Annotated in this window: 20 protein-coding genes; 9 read left to right on the top strand and 11 right to left on the bottom strand. The window is 61.4% G+C overall.

What is annotated here, in order from left to right:
- The first annotated feature begins 179 nt into the window (after nt 1-179).
- The gene (locus CHC01_RS26755; protein ID WP_089267398.1) at nt 180-1,319 is read left to right on the top strand and encodes an MFS transporter; all 1,140 of its coding nucleotides are present in this window, start codon (nt 180-182) and stop codon (nt 1,317-1,319) included.
- Between the two features lie 3 nt (nt 1,320-1,322).
- Here CHC01_RS26755 and CHC01_RS26750 read toward each other — a convergent pair whose 3' ends face one another.
- The 6 genes from CHC01_RS26750 to CHC01_RS26725 form a co-directional block, all read right to left on the bottom strand.
- Nucleotides 1,323-2,300, bottom strand: a complete 978-nt coding sequence (locus CHC01_RS26750; protein ID WP_089267397.1) for a PDR/VanB family oxidoreductase — start codon at nt 2,298-2,300, stop codon at nt 1,323-1,325.
- Nucleotides 2,301-2,312: 12 nt separating this feature from the next.
- Nucleotides 2,313-3,068, bottom strand: coding sequence for a GntR family transcriptional regulator (locus CHC01_RS26745; protein ID WP_089267396.1), 756 nt, complete (start codon nt 3,066-3,068; stop codon nt 2,313-2,315).
- A 4-nt stretch (nt 3,069-3,072) separates the two neighbouring features.
- Nucleotides 3,073-4,122, bottom strand: coding sequence for an aromatic ring-hydroxylating dioxygenase subunit alpha (locus CHC01_RS26740; RefSeq protein WP_089267395.1), 1,050 nt, complete (start codon nt 4,120-4,122; stop codon nt 3,073-3,075).
- Between the two features lie 193 nt (nt 4,123-4,315).
- On the bottom strand, nt 4,316-5,158 hold the full coding sequence (locus CHC01_RS26735; RefSeq protein ID WP_068732213.1) for an AAA family ATPase: 843 nt from the start codon (nt 5,156-5,158) through the stop codon (nt 4,316-4,318).
- Nucleotides 5,159-5,252: 94 nt separating this feature from the next.
- The gene (locus tag CHC01_RS26730; RefSeq protein WP_089267394.1) at nt 5,253-5,495 is read right to left on the bottom strand and encodes a GlsB/YeaQ/YmgE family stress response membrane protein; all 243 of its coding nucleotides are present in this window, start codon (nt 5,493-5,495) and stop codon (nt 5,253-5,255) included.
- 217 nt (nt 5,496-5,712) lie between these two features.
- The gene (locus CHC01_RS26725; protein ID WP_089267393.1) at nt 5,713-7,629 is read right to left on the bottom strand and encodes a diguanylate cyclase; all 1,917 of its coding nucleotides are present in this window, start codon (nt 7,627-7,629) and stop codon (nt 5,713-5,715) included.
- Between the two features lie 304 nt (nt 7,630-7,933).
- On the opposite strand from CHC01_RS26725, the gene CHC01_RS26720 reads away from it, so the two are divergent.
- From CHC01_RS26720 to sseA, 3 genes are all read left to right on the top strand, one after another.
- Nucleotides 7,934-9,115, top strand: a complete 1,182-nt coding sequence (locus tag CHC01_RS26720) for a vWA domain-containing protein (RefSeq protein WP_089267392.1) — start codon at nt 7,934-7,936, stop codon at nt 9,113-9,115.
- Entirely contained in the window at nt 9,112-9,525 is a 414-nt protein-coding gene (locus CHC01_RS26715) for a rhodanese-like domain-containing protein (protein WP_068732221.1), read from the top strand. The genes CHC01_RS26720 and CHC01_RS26715 overlap by 4 nt, the downstream gene beginning before the upstream one ends.
- A 123-nt stretch (nt 9,526-9,648) precedes the next feature.
- Entirely contained in the window at nt 9,649-10,503 is an 855-nt protein-coding gene (sseA, locus tag CHC01_RS26710) for a 3-mercaptopyruvate sulfurtransferase (RefSeq protein ID WP_089267391.1), read from the top strand.
- Nucleotides 10,504-10,515: 12 nt separating this feature from the next.
- Here sseA and CHC01_RS26705 read toward each other — a convergent pair whose 3' ends face one another.
- Complete coding sequence (locus tag CHC01_RS26705; RefSeq protein WP_089267390.1) at nt 10,516-11,313, bottom strand: hypothetical protein; 798 nt, start codon at nt 11,311-11,313, stop codon at nt 10,516-10,518.
- A 358-nt stretch (nt 11,314-11,671) separates the two neighbouring features.
- Between CHC01_RS26705 and CHC01_RS26700 the strand changes: the two genes are divergently transcribed.
- A complete protein-coding gene (locus tag CHC01_RS26700) occupies nt 11,672-12,850 on the top strand; it encodes a L,D-transpeptidase family protein (protein WP_089267389.1) in 1,179 nt (392 codons plus the stop codon).
- 80 nt (nt 12,851-12,930) lie between these two features.
- Here the strand turns inward: CHC01_RS26700 and CHC01_RS26695 are convergent, their stop codons facing one another.
- Nucleotides 12,931-13,890 (bottom strand): D-2-hydroxyacid dehydrogenase family protein, encoded by a 960-nt coding sequence (locus tag CHC01_RS26695; protein ID WP_089267388.1) that lies wholly within the window; start codon nt 13,888-13,890, stop codon nt 12,931-12,933.
- Between the two features lie 114 nt (nt 13,891-14,004).
- Entirely contained in the window at nt 14,005-14,211 is a 207-nt protein-coding gene (locus tag CHC01_RS33190; RefSeq protein ID WP_089267387.1) for a hypothetical protein, read from the bottom strand.
- 231 nt (nt 14,212-14,442) lie between these two features.
- Between CHC01_RS33190 and ettA the strand changes: the two genes are divergently transcribed.
- From ettA to CHC01_RS26670, 4 genes are all read left to right on the top strand, one after another.
- Entirely contained in the window at nt 14,443-16,092 is a 1,650-nt protein-coding gene (ettA, locus tag CHC01_RS26685) for an energy-dependent translational throttle protein EttA (protein ID WP_089267386.1), read from the top strand.
- A 13-nt stretch (nt 16,093-16,105) separates the two neighbouring features.
- A complete protein-coding gene (tam, locus tag CHC01_RS26680; protein ID WP_089267385.1) occupies nt 16,106-16,876 on the top strand; it encodes a trans-aconitate 2-methyltransferase in 771 nt (256 codons plus the stop codon).
- 107 nt (nt 16,877-16,983) lie between these two features.
- Complete coding sequence (locus CHC01_RS26675; RefSeq protein WP_089267384.1) at nt 16,984-17,601, top strand: TIGR00645 family protein; 618 nt, start codon at nt 16,984-16,986, stop codon at nt 17,599-17,601.
- Nucleotides 17,602-17,606: 5 nt separating this feature from the next.
- Nucleotides 17,607-18,833, top strand: coding sequence for a lytic murein transglycosylase (locus CHC01_RS26670; protein WP_089267383.1), 1,227 nt, complete (start codon nt 17,607-17,609; stop codon nt 18,831-18,833).
- Nucleotides 18,834-18,928: 95 nt separating this feature from the next.
- On the opposite strand, the gene CHC01_RS26665 is transcribed toward CHC01_RS26670, so the two are convergent.
- Nucleotides 18,929-19,225, bottom strand: a complete 297-nt coding sequence (locus CHC01_RS26665) for a hypothetical protein (protein WP_068732235.1) — start codon at nt 19,223-19,225, stop codon at nt 18,929-18,931.
- A 238-nt stretch (nt 19,226-19,463) separates the two neighbouring features.
- Nucleotides 19,464-19,775: a hypothetical protein gene (locus tag CHC01_RS26660; RefSeq protein ID WP_068732237.1), complete on the bottom strand. Its 312-nt coding sequence runs from the start codon at nt 19,773-19,775 to the stop codon at nt 19,464-19,466.
- Between the last annotated feature and the right edge of the window lie 227 nt (nt 19,776-20,002).

The following is a 20,002-nucleotide window of genomic DNA, read 5'->3' as shown; positions in this document are numbered from 1 at the left end:
CTGTAAAAAATGAGATTCTTAACGCAAAATATTTGCATTAAGGTCTCGGGCGACCTAGATGCCTAATGCAACTATTTAGCTTTTAGGAATGAGCTATGCAAGGCGGCGCCGAAAAGACGTGTGTTTCCAATGCTCAAACGTCACCCGTCCGAGCCGGTTGGGTGTTGAGGCCGTCGGCCATGACGGCATTCAGTTTCGCCGGGGCCGCGCTGGTCGCGGCCAGCAGCAGCGCGGTGACGCCGCTGTACCGGCTCTACCAACAGTCGATGCACCTCTCGCCGCTGATGATTACGCTGGTATTCGCGGTCTATGCGATCAGCCTGCTGGCGGCGTTGCTGACGGTCGGTGGCCTGTCCGATTATGTCGGACGCCGTCCGGTCATTCTCGGCGGTCTGTTGCTGAATGCCATCGCGATGGTGCTGTTCTCCTATGCCAGTGATGTCGGGCAATTGATCCTCGCGCGTGCCGTGCAGGGCCTGTGCGTCGGCACGGCGACAACGGCATTGGGCGCTGCGATCCTCGATACCGACCGCAAGCGCGGACCGCTCCTCAACAGCGTGACCGCCTTTCTTGGCCTGATGGTCGGCGCGCTTGGCGCGGCGGCGCTCGTCACCTTCGCGCCCGATCCGCTGCATCTGGTCTATGAGGTTCTATTCGCGCTGACGGTTGTGATGATCGTGCTGCTGTTCGTGATGCCCGAGACTGTGTCGCGCAAATCCGGCGCGCTGGCCTCGCTGCGGCCGCATGTGCGCGTACCCAGCCAATCGCGCGCCGCGCTGCTGCGCGTTGCACCGGCCACCGTCGCCACATGGGCGTTGGGCGGCTTCAGCCTGTCCTTGATGCCCACGGTGGTCGCAACGACGATGGGCGTCTCCGCGCCCTGGGTCGGCGGCGTCGTGGTCGCGACCCTGATGCTCGCTGCAGCACTGACCGTGGCCGCCCTTCGGCAGCTTCCGGCGCAGCGGTTGCTGGTGATTGGCACGGCCGCGCTGTCGCTGGGCGTCTTCGTCTCGCTGCTCGGCATCTGGCAGCACAGCGTTGCGATGCTGTTTGCCGGTTCGGTGATCGCAGGTTTCGGCTTCGGCGCGTCCTTCGCCGGCTCGCTGAGCACGCTGCTGCCGACCGCCGAGGCGCATCAGCGCGCCGGTTTGCTGGCGGCGTTCTATGTGTTGTCCTATCTGGCCTTCAGCCTGCCGGCACTCGCTGCAGGCGTGGCTGTGCCATATGCCGGACTGGCTGTCGTGGCCTATGTCTATGGCGCCGTGGTCATCCTGCTTGCGATCATGTCGATGATTGCGTCGCTGCGCGGTGAACGCTGACGGTCAGACAGCGTCCGGCTGATAGAGCGTATCCACCGTCACCGTGCCGACGACGCGCGAGACGCAGGGACAGATCTTCGTATTGCCGCTCTTCTGGTGATCGCTGAAGAACACGTCGCGATGATCGATTTCGCCGTCGATGGCGAGGACATCAATCGCGCAGACCCCGCATTCGCCGCGTTCGCAGTCCGACATCACCTCGAAGCCGGCCTCGTTGAGAGCTGCCAGCATCGAGCGGCTCTGCGGGACCACGATCTCCGCGCCGCTGCCCTTCAGCCGGACGCGAAATTCCGTAGTTGGCAGGAGACCGCTGGAGCCGAAGGTTTCATAGCGCAGATCAGCGGGGGCGCGTCCGGCGGCGTTCCATTCGCGCCGGGCTGCTTCCAGCATGCGCATCGGGCCACAGAGGATGACGATGGCATCGTGAGGCAAGGCAGCAAAGGTCGCGGCGAAATCCAGTCGAGCACCTTCATGGCTGGCGTACACCGTCAGGCGGTCGCCGAGCAGCGTCGATAGTTCATCGAGATAGGCGGCTTCGCTGCGAGCCTTGACCGCATAGTGCAGTTGCAGATCGATGGCTTTGCTGTGGAGCGCTGCGGCAATGCCGGTGATCGGCGTGATGCCGATGCCGCCGGCGATCAGGCAGTATGTCCCACGATTCCAGTCGATGTCGTAGAGCGATGACGGGCTGGAGATCTCCAGCCGCGCGCCGACCTGCAGTGCCCAAATGGCTTTGGAGCCGCCGCGGCTATCCGGTGCCAGCCGCACAGCGATCCGCAGCAACTCGTTGCTGCGTTCTCCCACCAGCGAATAGGATCGCGTCTGTGGCTGGCCGTCGATCAGGAGGCTGACATTGATGTGGCTGCCGAGAGGGTAGGAAGGCAGCGGTGTATCCGGCTTCAGTGTGATCTCGCGAATGTTCGGCGCCACATTGCGCGTGGCCTCGACGCGGCATCCCATCCAGTGTTCTGCAAAACGCATGAAAGGTCTCCGTCAATCCGCCGGTGTCGAGGTCAGCAATGCGAGCGCAGGCAGCAGATCGAGATGATTGCGATTGCGCAGTGCCAGCCGCAGATTGCGCACGGCAAGCCGCGCGTGCTCACGCATGATCGCCTCGGCGCGCGCACCTTCGCGATTCTCGATGGCGTCGACGACGATGCGGTGATGTTCCTGGCCGATCAGCAGGATGTTGTGCGCTTCCGGCAGCGCTGACTGCGCCATCACGAAGGCGCTGGGCGAGGCAAAGGGCATCGCCGAAACACGATCTATCTGCCGGATCACCGGCGCGCTGCCGGAGAGATCGGTCAGCAGCGCATGGAAACGGGCGTTCATGGTGACATAGGTAGAGAAGGCTTCCACCGAGATCGGATCCTGCCGCACCAGTTGATCCAGATCCGACAGACATTCTTTCAGTGGTTCAAGGTTGCGGGCGCTGGCGCCGCGCTCGGCGGCGAAGCGGGCTGCGAGGCCTTCCAGCGTGCCGCGCAGTTCGATGGAGTCGAGAATATCGCGCTCGGAAAACGCCTTCACCATGAAGCCGCCGGACGGGATTGCCTGCAGCAGGCCCTCATCTTCCAGTCGCACTAGCGCCAGCCGTACCGGCGTGCGCGAGACGCCGGTGATATCGACAGCCTGCAATTCGCTGATGCGCTCGCCCGGGCGCAGCGTCCCGGACAGGATCATGTCGCGCAGTGCCAGCTGCGCACGGACGGTCTGCGAGACGGAGCGTTCGGTATCGCGTTCGCTCATGATTTTACTCTGCCGCCTGCAGTTTGGGTGGCGTACTTTCCTTCGCCACCATGCGGTCGATCACCCGCCGGCACCACATCGCACCGGCATCGATATTGAGGTTGTAGAATACGCGGTCCGGATTCTCGGTCATCGCCTTCTGCTGCGCTTCGAGAATGATCTCGTCCTCGCGGAAAATACCCGCGACGCCTTCGCGGATTTCCGTGGTGATCTTCTGCTCGGTGATGCGGTGGTTGCGCACAAAGGCCCAGAAATAGTGGCAGGTGGTCTCGGTTTCCGGCGTCATGGTGTTGAGCACGAAGCCGTTGACGCCCTGCGAACGATCGCCTTCCGGAGCGCCGGTTCCGGCCGGTGCGACGCCGACGTCGATATTCACCGTGCTCGGCGCCTGGAAGTGGATGATCTGCCAGCGATCGACGGGACCGGGCTTGCGCAGCTGCGCAGCCCAGAATGGCGGCGCCTCAATGCCCTTCATCCAGCGCGTCACCGTCACGGTCTTGTCGCCATGGGTGACATCGAAAGGAGATTCAGCGACGTCGTCCTGACCGATGCTGGAGCCGTGCACGAAGGTCTCGTGGGTGAGATCCATCAGATTGTCGACCACGAGGCGGTAGTCGCACTTCGCGTGAATCGTCTTGCCGTCGCCGGCCCATTCCGGATCGTCATTCCAGTGCATGTCCGGCACTAGTGCCGGATCTGCCAGCGCCGGGTCGCCCATCCACAGCCAGATGAAGCGATGCCGCTCGACCACGGGATAGGAGCGCACGCAGGCGGAGGGATTGATGGTCTCCTGCGAGGGCATAAAGGTGCAGCGGCCCTGCGCGTTGTATTTCAGGCCGTGATAGCCGCAGACAACCGTGTCGCCCTCGAGACGTCCCTTGGAGAGCGGCACCAGTCGGTGCCAGCAGGCATCCTCCAGCGCGCTAACGCCGCCATCGGAGCGTCGATAGATCACCACATGCTTGCCGCAGATCGTGCGCGGGAAAAGCTGGTGCTTGATGTCGGCATCCCAGGCGGCGGCGTACCAGGCGTTCAGCGGGAATGAAGCGGGCATCGTATTCCTCCGTGGCGCAGTTCTTGAGTCCTGTTTGTATACAGGGATGGCGTTTGAAGGGACGATATCTCAATAAAACGGGGATTAGAACCAGTTTATGTATACTGAAATTGGAAAATATCTCCGGAATAGGTATTAAAAAACCGCCCCTGAGGGCGGTTTTTCGTGAAGGCTGTATACCTCGATGGTGGGATCAGACTTCCCGTCTGTTCAAAAACGCCAGCCGCTCGAACAGGTGCACGTCCTGCTCGTTCTTCAGCAGCGCGCCGTGCAGCGGCGGGATCAGCTTGCGCGGGTCGCGCTCCCGCAGCATCTCCGGTGACATGTCCTCATTGACCAGCAGCTTCAGCCAGTCGAGCAGTTCCGACGTCGATGGCTTCTTCTTGAGGCCGGGCACGTCGCGCACCTCGAAGAAAATACGCATCGCTTCGGCGACGAGGCGATGCTTGATGCCGGGGAAGTGGACCTCGACGATCTGGTTCATGGTGTCGATGTCGGGGAACTTGATGTAGTGGAAGAAGCAACGGCGCAGAAACGCGTCGGGCAATTCCTTCTCGTTGTTCGATGTGATCATCACGATCGGGCGCTTTGCCGCCTTGATGGTCTCGCCGGTCTCGTAAACATGGAATTCCATGCGGTCGAGCTCGAGCAGAAGGTCGTTCGGGAATTCGATGTCAGCCTTGTCGATTTCGTCGATCAGCAGCACCGGTCGCTCTGCGTGGGTGAAAGCTTCCCACAGCTTGCCGCGCTTGATGTAGTTGCCGATGTCCGAGACGCGGGGATCGCCGAGCTGGCTGTCGCGCAGGCGCGAGACGGCATCGTATTCGTAGAGGCCCTGCTGCGCCTTTGTGGTCGACTTGATGTGCCAGGTCAGCAGCGGTGCGCCCAGCGCCTTGGCGACTTCCTCGGCCAGTACGGTCTTGCCGGTGCCAGGTTCACCCTTCACCAGCAGCGGGCGTTCGAGCACGATAGCGGCATTGACCGCGACCTTGAGATCATCGGTCGCGACATAGTTTTCGGTGCCGGTAAATTTCATGGAGACTTTGCCTTGTTCTTCTTGTCGCGCGGACGCGCGCCGCCGAAAATGATGGGAATCGCGGTAGGCGATCGCAGAGTGAGGGGATGCGACGTCAGCGCCGGATCAGCGACAGGATGACGAGCACGATCACCGCGCCGATGGTGGCGTTGATGATGTCGCGGATCGCCCCGACGCCAAGGCTCACCCCCAATCGCGGCAGCAGCCAGCCAGCGACCAGTGCGCCGATGATGCCGACTACGATATTGCCGAGCAGGCCGAAGCCGGCGCCACGAACGATCAACCCGGCCAACCAGCCGGCGATGGCACCGATCAGCAATGCTGCGAGAATTCCCATGGATCAATCCTTCGCGGGCGACATCAAGTGACGCGCCATTCCTGTTGTGATCATCAGCCGTCGGCCAATTTGGCCAGCCGGCACGTTTCCGGGCGAAGTTTAATTGAATTATTGGTCAGGTCCAGCCACCATTCCGGGCACTTCGCGGGACCTTTTGCGATGACGAAGAACATATCATGGCGGGGAAAAGCCGGGCGGTCTGGCGGCAATTGGCGGATCAGCCGTTGTGAGAAAAGCCCGCGCTGAAATATTCGCGTTGCAGCGCCGAATTGGCGACAACGCAATCTCGACCACGTCGTTTGGCCTCGTAAAGCGCCAGATCGGCCTCGCCGACCAGGACGGCTTCGTTCGAGGTCAGGCTGTTCCGGCTGGCGACGCCGACGCTGATCGACAGGTGGCCACGGGTTGATGCCATATTTGGAATCTCCAATGCCCTGACTCGAAGACGCAGGGCTTCCGCGATAGTGATCGCATCGGCCTCGGATACGTCCGGCAAAACGATGGCGAACTCCTCGCCGCCATAACGTGCGGACAATGCCGGCGTATTGATCGTGGCATCGGCAATGACGGCCGCGACGCGTTTGAGGCATTCGTCGCCGGCCTGGTGGCCGTTGCTGTCATTATAGCCCTTGAAGTTGTCGACATCGATCAAAAGCACCGACATCTCGTCGTGCTGCTCAAAGACGCGGCGCAGAAAGCCGTCGAGTGTGCGGCGGTTGGCGAGCCCCGTCAGCCCGTCAGTGGTCGCGAGTTCGGCGAGCTTTGTATTCAACGACGTCAACTCGTCCTGCATGCTTTTTCGAAGGGTGACGTCGCGCAGCACGCCTACGATTTCGACCTTGTCGCGATCGATATCGCGGGTGGCCAGTTTGAAGTTAACCTCCACCCAAGCGAGTGAATGGTCGTCACGATAAGTTCGAAAAATCACGGTGCGGTTCGCTGTGAGATCTTTCAATTGCGCGCTGGCCGCCTTCACGGCTTCCACATCCTCCGGGTGCACCAGTTCGAAGCAGGAGCGCCCGAGCAGATCTTTCGGATTATGCCCCAAAACGAATTCGACCGAATGCGAGACGAAGACGATATTTCCAAAGCGATCGAGCAGGATAATAACATCGGCGATGTTGTCGGCGAGCAGGCGATAGCGGGACTCGCGCTCGCGGAGCGCGTGTTCCATGTTGAGCCGGAAGCGAAACTGGGTCGATAGCAGGGCGGCGAGCAGGATCACGGTGCAGAGCAGGACTGAAGCAACGATAACGTCGGAGAGCAGATTGCTCTTCCATATCGCCAACACCTGATCTTCCGGAATCGCGACTGTGACGATCAGCGGATACTGCGTGGTTTGCTCGTAGCTGAAATATTTGGTGATGCCGTCGAACGGCGAATCGATCTTGTAGAAGCCTGCCAGACTCTGTTTCAGACGGGTCTGAATGAGCTGAGTTCCGGAGAGGTCCTTCCCAACTTCCATCGATGGCCAGTGAATCAGCAGTATGCCGTCGCTTCGGATCAGGCTGATGCCGCCGCTCTCGCCGATCTGGAATGTTTTGTAGAAATCGCTGAAGTACTGGTTGTCGATCGCGCCCGTCATCACACCTTTGAAGCTGCCATCGGGGCTGTCGATCCGCTTCGACAGGATGATTGACGTGCGGCCGGTTAGCCGCGACGTGATGGGAGCGTTGATCCTGATATTGGAGTCGGTGTGATCGCGATGATAGGTGAAATAGTCGCGGTCGGAATTATTGTGCGTTGGCGTTTCCGGCAGCGAGGAATAGCGCCAGTTCCCAAGCGTATCGAATACACCGATTTCGCGCAGCTGTGGCAGTGCATTCGCCGTGTTGGCCAGAAACGTGTTGAAGCGATCCGGCTGCGGGTTTTGGTACTTCAGCAGATCCGCCATCCCGCTCATGGCGATGTCGATGGCCTGTATCGAGCGCGAAGCATGTTCGACCAGCGAATGTGCGAGGTTTCGACTGTCGGTTTCGCTTTGCGCCAATACGGTCTGGCGGGCATCGAGCGCCTTCCAGACGACAAGCCCGAGCACGCACGCGCTCATCGCCAGCACGAACAGCGTGACGATCACACCTGGCGCGGAGAGTCGGCTCGGCGAACTGCTGGTCAGTGTCGTGGGTACGGTCATTCGATTCTATGTTGACAGCAAAACAGGCCATCACCATGGCCGTTGTTGCTTTCACGATAGCTAAGAATGCCCGCCGATGGCGGGACACCGCGCTGCGTGGTTACTGACGCCGGAATTGTTGAAACAAATACCTGCAATCTGACAAGCGATTGCTTCACCATGCCGCGGAGCGGAATTCGCCCCGGTTTGACTGACAAATCTCGCTTATTCCGGATATGCGCCGCGATGGCGCACCACGGAGCTGTGTAGGTTTCTACCACATCCGGCCCTTGACGGACGCGGGTGGTCGGGCAATCTGTCAATCATGTTCTTGCAATTCTTCACATCGCTGCGCGATGCACAGGTCCCGGTGACTCTGCGCGAATATCTCACGCTGATGGAGGCGCTCGACGCCGACCTCGCTGATCAGTCGGTAGAGAATTTCTATTATTTGTCCCGCGCAGCGCTGGTGAAGGACGAGCGCAATCTCGACAAGTTCGATCGGGTGTTCGGCACGGTCTTCAAGGGGCTTGAGAGCCTGCTCGACGCCATGGAAAAGGCGGAGATTCCCGCCGAGTGGCTGAAGAAGCTCGCCGAGAAATATCTTACCGAGGAAGAGAAGAAGCAGATCGAGGCTATGGGCTGGGACAAGCTCATGGAAACCCTGCGGAAGCGCCTTGAAGAGCAGAAGGAACGTCATCAGGGCGGCAACAAATGGATCGGCACCGCCGGGACATCACCGTTTGGTGCCGAAGGCTACAATCCGGAAGGCATCCGTATCGGGCAGGAGAAAAGCCGCCACCGGCGCGCGGTGAAAGTCTGGGACAAACGCGAGTTCAAGGATCTCGATGGCAATGTCGAGCTTGGCATCCGCAACATCAAGGTGGCGCTGCGCCGTCTGCGCAAGTTTGCCCGCACCGGCGCGCCCGATGAGCTCGATCTCGACACCACGATTCGGGAGACCGCCAACCACGGCTATCTCGACGTCCATATGCGCCCGGAACGGCGCAACGCGGTCAAGGTGCTGGTGTTCTTCGATATCGGCGGATCCATGGATTCGCATATCGAGCAGGTCGAGGAACTGTTTTCGGCGGCGATGAGCGAATTCAAGCACATGGAGTATTTCTACTTCCACAACTGCCTCTATGAAGGCGTGTGGAAGCAGAACAAACGCCGCTTCACGGACCGTACGCCGACTTGGGACGTGCTGCACAAATATGCCCATGACTATAAGATCGTGTTCGTCGGCGACGCCTCGATGTCGCCTTACGAGATCATGGTGCCCGGCGGTTCGGTCGAACATGTGAACGAAGAGTCCGGCTCGGTCTGGCTGGAGCGCATCACGCAGACCTATCCGAATGCGGTATGGCTCAATCCTGTCGCCAAGCGGCACTGGGACTACTCGGAGTCCACGACCATCATTCGCCGGCTGTTCTCGGAACGGATGTATCCGCTGACGATTGAAGGTCTCGAAGGTGCAATGAAGGAACTGGTGCGAAAAGCATGACGCAGACGATTACCCGCGGCTACAAGGCGCTGCTCGACGAAGCTAACGCGCAGATCGAGACCATGAGCGTCGAGGACGTAATGAAAGCGGCGGAAAGCCCGGATGTCGTTATCGTCGATATCCGCGATCCCCGCGAGATCGAGCGCGAAGGCAAGATCCCCGGCTCGTTCTCCTGCACCCGCGGCATGCTGGAATTCTGGATCGATCCGGAAAGTCCCTATGGCAAGCCGATCTTCCAGGAAGACAAGAAATTCATTTTCCATTGCGCCAGCGGCTGGCGCTCGGCGCTGGCGGCCAAGACCGCAGCCGATATGGGCCTGAAGCCGGTGGCGCATCTGGGCGGTGGCTTCACCGCCTGGCGCAATGCGGGCGGCGCGGTCGAGAAGGTCGAGCCGAAGGCGTCGAAGTAATCGTAACTCTCGGCCGTCATGCCCGGCGAATGCCGGGTATCCACGTCTTGCCGCGAGTGAAGACGTGGATGGCCGGGACAAGCCCGGCCATGACGGTGTTTCAAAATAAAAGGGCACTTGTGCATGACATCCACTGATCCTCTTGTCTCGACCGAATGGCTCGCCGCGCATTTGGGCGATCCCAAAGTCAAAGTCATAGATGCGTCGTTCAAGATGCCTGGCGTGCTGCCACTGCCGGTCGATGACTATCTCGCTGCGCATATTCCCGGCGCTGTGTTCTTCGATGTCGATGCGGTCTCCGATCACTCTGTGTCGCTGCCGCATATGTATCCTGATGCCGACCAGTTTGCGCGCGATGTCGCCGCGCTCGGCATTTCCTCTGATGATACGGTCGTCGCCTATGATGCGGGTGGCTGGGTCGCGGCGCCGCGGGCGTGGTGGATGTTCCTCTCTTACGGCCACGCCAATGTGAAGGTGCTCGATGGCGGGCTGAAGAAGTGGAAGGCCGAAGGGCGTGCGATAGAAACCGGAAAGTCGTCACCGAAGCCTGGCACTTTCAGCGCCGCGCTCGACAAGTCGTACATCCGCAGCAAGGCGCAGATCGTTGCCAATCTGGATTCGCGCAAAGAGCAATTGATCGATGCGCGTGCCGCCAATCGCTTCGAGGGAAGTGTCCCTGAACCGCGCGCCGGTATTCGCTCCGGTCACATCCCCGCCAGCCGCAACCTGCCTTACAACTTGTTGTTCGACGCTGCGACCGGCGCGATGAAGCCGCTCGAAGAGTTGCGCCAAGCCTTCACCGGCACGGGGCTCGATCTGGACAAGCCCATCATCACCACATGTGGCTCGGGCGTATCTGCGGCGGTGTTGACGCTGGCGCTTTATCGTCTCGGCGTGCGCGGTTCAGCGCTCTATGACGGCTCGTGGTCGGAATGGGGGCAGCCCGACGGTCCGCCCGTCGCGACCGGACCGGCGTAACCGGGGTCGAGGTCAGCGCGCGACCGGCAATCCGAACGGGTCGGTTGGCTGTGGTGCAGCGGCCGCCACAGGCCGGGCGGCCACACGCCGCTTTTTGACGACGATGCGCTTCTTCACGAACTTCTTGGCGGGCTCTGCAGCAGGCTTCGCTTTCGGCAGTGGAACCGACTCGGTATCGATGGGCGGTCCGCCCAGCATCGCAATTTTCGTCGAAGACAATCTTGCGTCGTCATCGGTCAGCGTGGCTGTCGGCTGTGGCCCTGCCGCTACCTCTGTTGCGGCGGCTGGTGCCGGAACGACGGCAGGCTCGGGAGGAGGGGCAGCAACTGGTTCGACGGAGGTCGCAGGTGCGACGGCAACCGTCGTTAGAGGATCCCGCTCTTCGATCTTCGTTGCTTCCGACTTCGCTACAACTTCAGGCTTCGGCGTCGCCGCCACCGGGGCAGTCATCTCGACTGTCGGTGCGGCCAGTGTCGACAGGGGCGCGGCGGTCTCGGGCAAGGCGATCTTTTCCGGCTCCGCAGGAGCCGCGATGGGGGGCACCTGTTCTGCCGCCGATGTCACGGAGACCACTGGCGGCGCGACAGTCTCAGGGGTGGGGGCTGCCGGTGCCTCGACGCGTAGCATGGCCAATGTCGGTGGAGCTTCGCCGGGCGGCTGCGCAAAGACGGCCTGCGGCGCGCGCCTGGTCGGAATGGTCGCGAATTCCTGATGGGCAGAGCGCAGCAGGGCTGCGGCGCCAAGGCCGAAGACCACCAACGAGACTGTGAGCAGGACGGCTGCGAACAGAAATCGGAAACCCGGAAGCATGAATGGCAGTTCCGCCTTCGGACAGACCGTGGAAGGCTTTCGAACGACGGGGACGCGGTGACAACACTGGAAGCGGCCCGTTCCGCAGAATCGGCTGCCGCCAAAGCGTCGCGAATCAGGACCATTTGAGGATAACGCACGGCCTCAGGAACCGTTTGTTAAAAAGTGGGATGCACAACTGAGGACGCATTCCTGAGCAGTGATTTCAGCGGAGGTGAGGCAAGATAGCCACGCCGGCGTGTGATCTCGCGAATATGACCGAAATGGGAAGCTTTTTTCCGGAATTGTCTTGAATGCGCCGCTATCCTGCGCGATCTGACGGCATGTTCCGGTTTTTGCTTGAGCTTATACAAGGGCAATGATGATCAAGCGTGTTTTGACGACATTGGCGACCGTGGCTCTCGGTAGCGTCGCGGGTCATTCGCTCGCGGTGGCGCAGGGCTATCCTGTGGGCACGCCAAGCGGCTATTCGATCCCGGCCGACCCCAACTACCCCCCGGGCGGTTATCCGGCCAATTCGCGCGCCGATCGCGCGCTGGACGCCATGCCGGACTTTGATGCGCTCGACGAAGATGACGCGCCGCCCTCTCGCGGTGGCCGGCCGATGACGGGGCTATCCGCGCCCGGAATTGCGCCCCAGAGCCCGGTGATGTCTCCGGATGATCCGCGCTACGGTCGCCCTGCTGGTGCTGCCCCGGTTTATTCCGATCGCGCCATGCCGCAGGGCCCGGTGATGTCGCCCGACGACCCGCGTTACGGCCGCCCGATGGCGCCGCCAGCGGTGGTCTATTCGAGCCGTGGCAACGGCGATGGCGCAGTGCGTCCGCCTGAAGGCATGGGCGGGCAGGGTGCCCCTGTGACCGGCTCGGTGCAGGGACAGGGTCTGGGCGCCAATGGCAGCTCCGTGATGGTGGCTTCATTGCCTCCGGAAGATCAGCCGGAAACCGGTCCTGCGCAGCTGCCGCCGCAGTTCCGCCGGCAGGAAGTCAATTTCGTCACGAAGGAGCCCGCGGGCACCATCGTCGTCGATACGCCGAACTTCTATTTGTACTATGTGCTCGGCAACAACCGCGCGATGCGCTATGGCGTCCGTGTCGGCCGCGACGGCTTCACCTGGAACGGTGTGCAGAAGATCACTCGCAAGGCAGAGTGGCCGGATTGGCATCCGCCGACCGAGATGATCGAGCGCCAGCCCTATCTGCCGCGCTTTATGGCGGGTGGCGAAGGTAATCCGCTCGGTGCCCGCGCGATGTATCTCGGCTCCACCGTGTATCGTATCCACGGCACCAACCAGCCGTCGACTATCGGCAAGTCCGTGTCGTCGGGCTGCTTCGGCATGCTCAACGACGACGTCTCGGATCTGTTCGAGCGCGTCAAGGTCGGCACCCGCGTGGTGGTGATGCCAGGCAAGGCTCCGGCAACGACCGCCTCCGCGCAGCCCGTGCCCGGTCCGAGCGCCAGCGCCGCGCCGGCGCCGCTGCCCGGTACCCAGCCGACATCGGTTCAGCCGCTACCGGCCCCGGTCAGCATTCGCTGATTTCCTTCAGCTGATTTCAAGAAAACGGGCGCTGTGTGATCACACAGCGCCCGTTTTCTTTTGCGCTTTGAACGCTTGCGTCAGTTGAGCTTGCGGACGGGGGCGCTGTTCAACCAGCCGCCGATGCCCTCGATCATCTCCGCATAGATCCGCTTGTAGTTTTCCGTGGTGACATAACCGAGATGCGGCGTGATCACGACATTGTCGAGCTTGCGCAGCGGGCTGTCGAGCGGCAGCGGTTCATGGGAATAGGTGTCGATACCTGCACCGGCAATTTTCCCGGCCTGCAAGGTCTCGAGCAGCGCGACTTCATCCACGATCGGGCCGCGTGCTGTGTTGATGAGATAGGCTGTCGGTTTCATCCGCGCGAGATCCACCCGTGACACCAATCCGCGTGAGCGATCACTCAGCACGAGGTGGATCGTAATGATGTCGGCCTGGGCGAACAGTTCTTCCTTGGTCGCGTAGGTCACGCCGGCTTTTTCGCAGGCCTCGGGCGTCAGATTGGTGCTCCAGGCAATGGTCTTCATGCCCAACGCGCGGCCGATGCCGGCGACCTGACTGCCGAGCTTGCCGAGGCCGATGATCCCGAGTGTCTTGCCTTCGATGTCCTCGCCGATCGTCACCTGCCAGGGCTTGCCGGCCTTCATGCGTGCGTTTTCAAAGCCGATCTTGCGGGTCAGTTCCAGCATTAGGCCGATGGTCAGGCCGGCCGTCGGATTGCCCACCATCGCGGTACCGCAGACGGTTATGCCCCGAGCCTTCGCAGCCTCGAAATCGATCGCGGCATTGCGCATGCCCGAGGTAATCAGCAGCTTGAGTTTCGGCAGCGCCTCGAACATCGCGCGGGGAAACGGCGTCCGCTCGCGCATGGCGCAGATGATTTCGAAATCCTTCAGCGCTGCAGCCGCTTCGTCCGCTGAGGCGAACGGCTTGTCGAAGACGGTGATCTCAATGCGGTCGGCGAGTGCGCTCCAGTCACCAAGCGTCAGGGCCACGTTCTGATAGTCGTCGAGAATTGCACAGCGCAGCCGCGTCATAGGATCGTCCATCCGGTGTGGTGATGACGGTGTTGAAGCCGTCAGGGGATGGACACATTGCGCGCCTCGCGGGCGTGCGCAAGCGTCTGCATCGTCGGCGGCAGTGCGATCAGCTTAATGTGAGGGCGGGACCGGCGCGGACGGGTCCTTGGCGCGACAGGCGGGGCCCGGGCCGCGCATGTAATGCTGCTCGGGCCGGTAAGGATCGAAGGCGGCGACGAAGAACAGCTGCCAGAACGTCCGGATTTCGTGGAGTAGGCCTGGGCGCGCCGCGCGGGTTTCGGCGGCGGCTGGAGAGGGGACTGATGTAGTGATCGCCATGACGAGGCTCCGCCTGTCTGCCCGCGACTTCAGTCGCGAGGGGCATGATTGATCGCCCTGGGAGCACTCTTGGCGGAAGTCGTTAAAAAGCGGTTTTAATTGTCATAATGGCTGCCTCGAAGAAGTGCAGAGTTACCAAATCCTTAAGACCCCCGGTTGCCCTTTCGGGGCCACGCCGCTACATCAGCGACAACCCATTTTTCACGCCCGCGACGGTTTTCAAGGATCACGATGGCTCGCCAATTCGTCTACTTCATGCAGGGTCTGACCAAGGCCTATCCGACCCGCAAGGTGCTGGATAACGTCCATTTGTCGTTCTACCCGGACGCCAAGATCGGCGTGCTCGGTGTCAACGGCGCCGGTAAGTCGACGCTGCTCAAGATCATGGCTGGCCTCGACAAGGAATACACCGGCGAGGCCTGGGTCGCGCAGGGCGCGCGCGTCGGCTATCTCGAACAGGAACCTCAGCTCGATGCGTCTTTGAACGTCCGCGAGAACGTCATGCTTGGCGTCGCCAAGCAGAAGGCTGTTCTCGATCGCTACAACGAGCTGGCGATGAACTACTCGGAAGAGACCGCTGACGAGATGACCAAGCTGCAGGACGAGATCGAGGCGCAAGGCCTCTGGGATCTCGACAGCAAGGTCGACCAGGCGATGGATGCGCTGCGTTGTCCGCCTGACGATGCCGACGTCACCAAGCTCTCCGGTGGTGAACGCCGCCGCGTCGCGCTCTGCAAGCTACTGCTCGATGCACCCGAACTGCTGCTGCTCGACGAACCGACCAACCATCTCGACGCCGAATCCGTGTCGTGGCTCGAAGGCCATCTACGCAACTATCCCGGTGCGATCCTGATCGTGACCCATGACCGCTACTTCCTCGACAATGTGACGTCGTGGATTCTCGAACTCGATCGCGGCCGCGGCATTCCCTACGAGGGCAACTACTCGTCCTGGCTGGTGCAGAAGCAGAAGCGTCTGGCACAGGAAGGCCGCGAGGACGCAGCCCATCAGAAGACGCTGGAACGCGAGCAGGAGTGGATCGCCTCGTCGCCCAAGGCCCGTCAGGCCAAGTCGAAGGCGCGCTACCAGCGCTATGACGAGCTGCTCAAGAAGGCCAGCGAGAAGCAGACCCAGGGTGCGCAGATCACCATTCCGGTGGCCGAGCGCCTCGGCGACAACGTCGTCGACTTCGAAGGCCTCACCAAGGCCTATGGTGATCGCGTGCTGATCGACGATCTGACCTTCAAGCTGCCGCCCGGCGGTATCGTCGGCGTCATCGGCGCCAACGGCGCCGGCAAGACCACGCTGTTCAAGATGATCACCGGCCAGGAGAAGCCCGATAGCGGCACGATCACCGTCGGCGAGACCGTTCATCTCGGTTATGTCGATCAGTCGCGCGATGCGCTCGACGGCAAGAAGACCGTGTGGGAGGAAATCTCGGGCAATAACGAACTGATCCTGCTCGGCAAGAAGGAGGTCAATTCGCGCGGCTACTGCTCGTCGTTCAACTTCAAGGGCGGCGATCAGCAGAAGAAGGTCGGCGCATTGTCGGGCGGTGAACGCAACCGCGTGCATCTCGCCAAGATGCTGAAGTCCGGCGCCAACGTCCTGCTGCTCGACGAACCGACCAACGACCTCGACGTCGACACGCTACGTGCGCTGGAAGAGGCGCTGGAAGACTTCGCCGGTTGCGCCGTGATCATCAGCCATGACCGCTGGTTCCTCGACCGTATCGCGACCCATATGCTCGCTTTCGAAGGCGACAGCCATGTCGAATGGTTTGAAGGCAACTTCCAGGACTACGAGAAGGACAAGATGCGTCGTCTCGGGCAGGATTCAATCATCCCGCATCGCGTGAAATACAAGAAACTGACGCGCTGAGGAGAACTCTCAAATGGCCGACTGGAGCGCGCAGCAGTATCTGAAGTTCGAGGACGAGCGAACCAGGCCGGCACGGGATCTGCTCGCGCAGATTCCGCTTCTCGATGCCCGCAAGGTCGTCGACATCGGCTGCGGGCCCGGCAACTCGACGGAGCTTCTGGTCAATCGCTGGCCGCAAGCGTCGGTCATCGGTGTCGATACGTCGGCCGATATGCTGCGGCAGGCGCGGGAACGTCTGCCCGCGCAGACGTTCATCGAAGCCAACATCGCCCATTGGGTAGCGCCGGCCGGCTCCGATGTCTTGTTTGCCAATGCCGTGTTTCAGTGGGTGCCGGATCACATCAAGCAGCTGAAGCGTCTGGTCGGTGCCTTGCCTGACGGCGGCGTGCTGGCCGTGCAAATGCCGGACAATCTCGACGAGCCCTCGCACATCCTGATGCGCGAGGTCGCCTATCTCGAGCCGTGGCGCGCGCAGCTCTCGAAGGCTGCGGAGCTGCGTGACTCATTGCCGAAACCCGGGGCCTATTACGATGCGCTGCAGCCGCTGTGTTCCCGCGTCGAGATCTGGCACACCGTCTACAATCATGCGTTGGCCGATGCCGCCGCGATCGTGGAATGGGTGAAGGGCACCGGGCTGCGTCCGTTCGTCGATCCGCTGGAGCCGCCGGAGCGCAAGGCTTACATCGCTGAGTATACCGCGCGCATCGCCGCCAGCTATTTGCCGCAGGCGGATGGCAAGGTTTTGCTGAAATTTCCGCGGATCTTCATTGTCGCTGTCAAATAGCTGATGCGGCGAGTCGCCGCGCACGCCGACATCATGGCGTCCACAACCCGCGTTATATAATCGGCACTTCAATCGCGCCGCGATTCGTCCCTCAAGCGAGCCCCGACATGTCCATGACGCCTGAAACGCCCCTGCCGCCGAAGGGCTTCCCGTTGCGCCCGATCCCGATGCTGATTTTCGGATCGCGCTGGCTGCAACTGCCGCTATATGTCGGCCTGATCGTGGCGCAGGGCGTTTACGTGGTGCTGTTCCTTAAGGAGCTGTGGCATCTGTTCCACGGCGCTTTCGATTCCACCGAACAGCAGATCATGCTGGCGGTGCTCGGCTTGATCGACGTGGTGATGATTTCCAACCTGCTGGTGATGGTGATCGTTGGCGGCTACGAGACCTTCGTGTCGCGGCTCAACCTGCAGGGCCATCCGGACGAGCCGGAATGGCTGAGCCACGTCAACGCAAGCGTGCTCAAAATCAAGCTTGCTATGGCGATCATCGGCATCTCCTCGATCCATCTGCTGCGTACCTTCATCGAGGCTGGCGCGCTGGGCTCGTCCCGCGCCGGCAACTACACAGAGACCGGCGTGATGTGGCAGACCATCATCCATACGGTGTTCATACTTTCGGCAGTCGGCATCGCCTATGTCGATCGGTTGTCGAACCTCGCCACGGAAGAAGCGCGGCGGCAGGGCGCCCACGAACTGGCCGATGGCCATGGCAAGCATCATTGAGGGCGATGATCCGTATTCTGAAATATGCACTGCTGGCGCTAGTTCTGTCGGGCAGTGCCTCGGTTGCCCGCGCCGCCGACGCCGGCTTCACCACCTTCGTTGCTTCGCTCTGGCCGGAAGCCCAGCAGGCTGGCGTCTCGCGCAAGACCTTCGATGAGGTCACGCGCGGGCTCGAGCCGGACTACAAGCTTCCGGATCTCATTCTGCCCGGCCGTCCTACGACTGGCGCGCCGTCGCAGGCGGAATTCGTGCAGGTGCCGGCGGATTATGTGAAGGAGGCCAGCGTCATCCGGCTGGCGGGTGAGGGGCAGCGGCTGTTGCAGAAGCACCGCGCGACACTGGCTGCCATCGAGCAGCGCTTCGGCGTGCCGGCGACAATCATCCGGGCGATCTGGGGGCGCGAGACCGATTACGGTCGGTATGCGTTGCCCTATGACGGCATTCGCGTGCTGGCGACGCAAGCCTATGTCGGTCGCCGCAAGGACCAGTATCGCGGCGAGTTCATCGCAGCATTGAAGCTGATCGAGCGCGGCGACGTATCGCGCAAGGATCTGCGCGTGTCCTGGGGCGGCGCGACGGGGCTCACGCAATTCCTGCCGTCGGAACTGGATAAGCACGGCGTCGATTTCGACGGCGACGGCCGTGTCGATATCTGGAAGTCGGTGCCGGATGCGCTGGCATCAGCGGCGCAGCAACTCACGAACAAGGGTTGGCAGCGCGGTCTGCGCTGGGCCTATGAAGTGCGTGCGCCGGCCAATGCCGACTGTACGATGGGTGTGCCAGAAGTCACCCGGCCGATTGGGGAGTGGATTCGTGCAGGCTTCATTCCGGTCCGTGGCGAGAAGCTCAGCGCGGCGGAACAGGCGCAGCCGGCATCGCTGCTGCAGCCCGAGGGCATCTATGGCCCGGCCTTTCTGACGACGAAGAACTATTTCGTCATCAAGGAATACAATTTTTCCGATCTCTATGTGTTGTTCGTCGGCCATCTCAGTGATCGAATGGCTAATGCGCAGCCCTTTGCTACGCCGTGGTCGGCATCGAACCAGTTGCGCAGCACCGATGTCGAGGCCATGCAGCGGCACCTGACGAGGCTTGGTCTCTATGCCGACAAGATGGATGGCAAGGCCGGCATGAAGACGCGCGCCGCGCTCGGTGCCTATCAGAAGTCAGCGGGCCTCAAGGTCGATTGTTGGCCCAGCGAGACGGTGTTGCGTGCGATGAACGCAAGATAGTCGCACCTTCAATCGCCCAACGAAAAACCCGGCCGCGTAAACGGCCGGGTTTTGAATTTGGATCGTGCGCGCGAATGCGCAGTCGTCAGATCAGATCAATCGCAAACTTCGACCGGACGCGAACGCCAGACGCCGCGATATTCGTCCCAGACGCGCTGGCGGACGACACGGCATTCCGGTTCGACATACACCGGAGCGGGGGCGTAGCCGTAGCCATAGGCCGGAGCCGGACGGCTGGCTGCAATGGCGCCACCGAGGAGAGCGCCACCGATCAGGCCACCGGCAACGCCAGCGGCGATGCGGCCACCGTCAGCCTTTGCGGCAGGCGCAACAGCAACCAGCGAACCGGCAACCGTCGCGGCGGCGAGCAAGGCGGAAATCGTCTTCTTCATCTCAAGTCTCTCCAGAAGGGCGCCGCAAGCGACGCACGGTTAAAGGTCTACTCACGCTGCGATTCGAACTGACGATCTCACTTAGAAGCGCCCAACCGTCAATTCGATGTAAACGTTAGCCAGTCAATGATCCGAAAAAGCGGTTTTTTCGGGCCATTGCAAGCATCACGCACTGGAAATGTCGTAGGTTTCCGATGCGTGACAGGAGTGATCTCAGAGATCACATGATCCCGCGATCTCAGCCGCACACGCGGACGCGGCGAATGCGCCAGCCATAGCCGTCCCAGAAGCGCTGACGTTGCCAGAAACAGTCGCCGTAATAGCCCGGACCGGCCACATAGGCAGGACGGCCGTAATAGCCGTAACCGGGACCATAGTATCCCGAACCGGCAGCGATCGCACCGCCAAGCAGGGCGCCGCCAATCAGACCTGCAGCCACCGCGCCACCGCCGCCATGTCCACGCCAATGCTGCGCGCTTGCCGATGTCGGAGCCATGGCGGAAACGGCCAGGGTGGCAACGGCGGCAATGGCCATCAGAGTTTTCTTCATGGCATTCCCTTTCTCAATCGGGCTTCGCTCACACATAGCGCTGCCTGACGCGAAAAGTTTCATACTTCACTTGAATGATCAATGAACGGGACCGCGCATCCAGGTTACATCTTGATCTTAAAGCCATTCCGGACAGAGGTCCGCGACCCTCCCTAAGGGCATGCCACGGCGCACGCGGTTGCTGGATAGGGGCATTCTGTCGGCTAGCCGTCATCTGATCACGGCGC

Origin of the sequence: Tardiphaga sp. OK246, from assembly GCF_900188215.1 — a bacterium.
GTDB lineage: Bacteria > Pseudomonadota > Alphaproteobacteria > Rhizobiales > Xanthobacteraceae > Tardiphaga > Tardiphaga robiniae.
The sequence above is the reverse complement of the archived record's forward strand: the minus strand, read 5'-3'. Positions and strand labels throughout refer to the sequence as shown.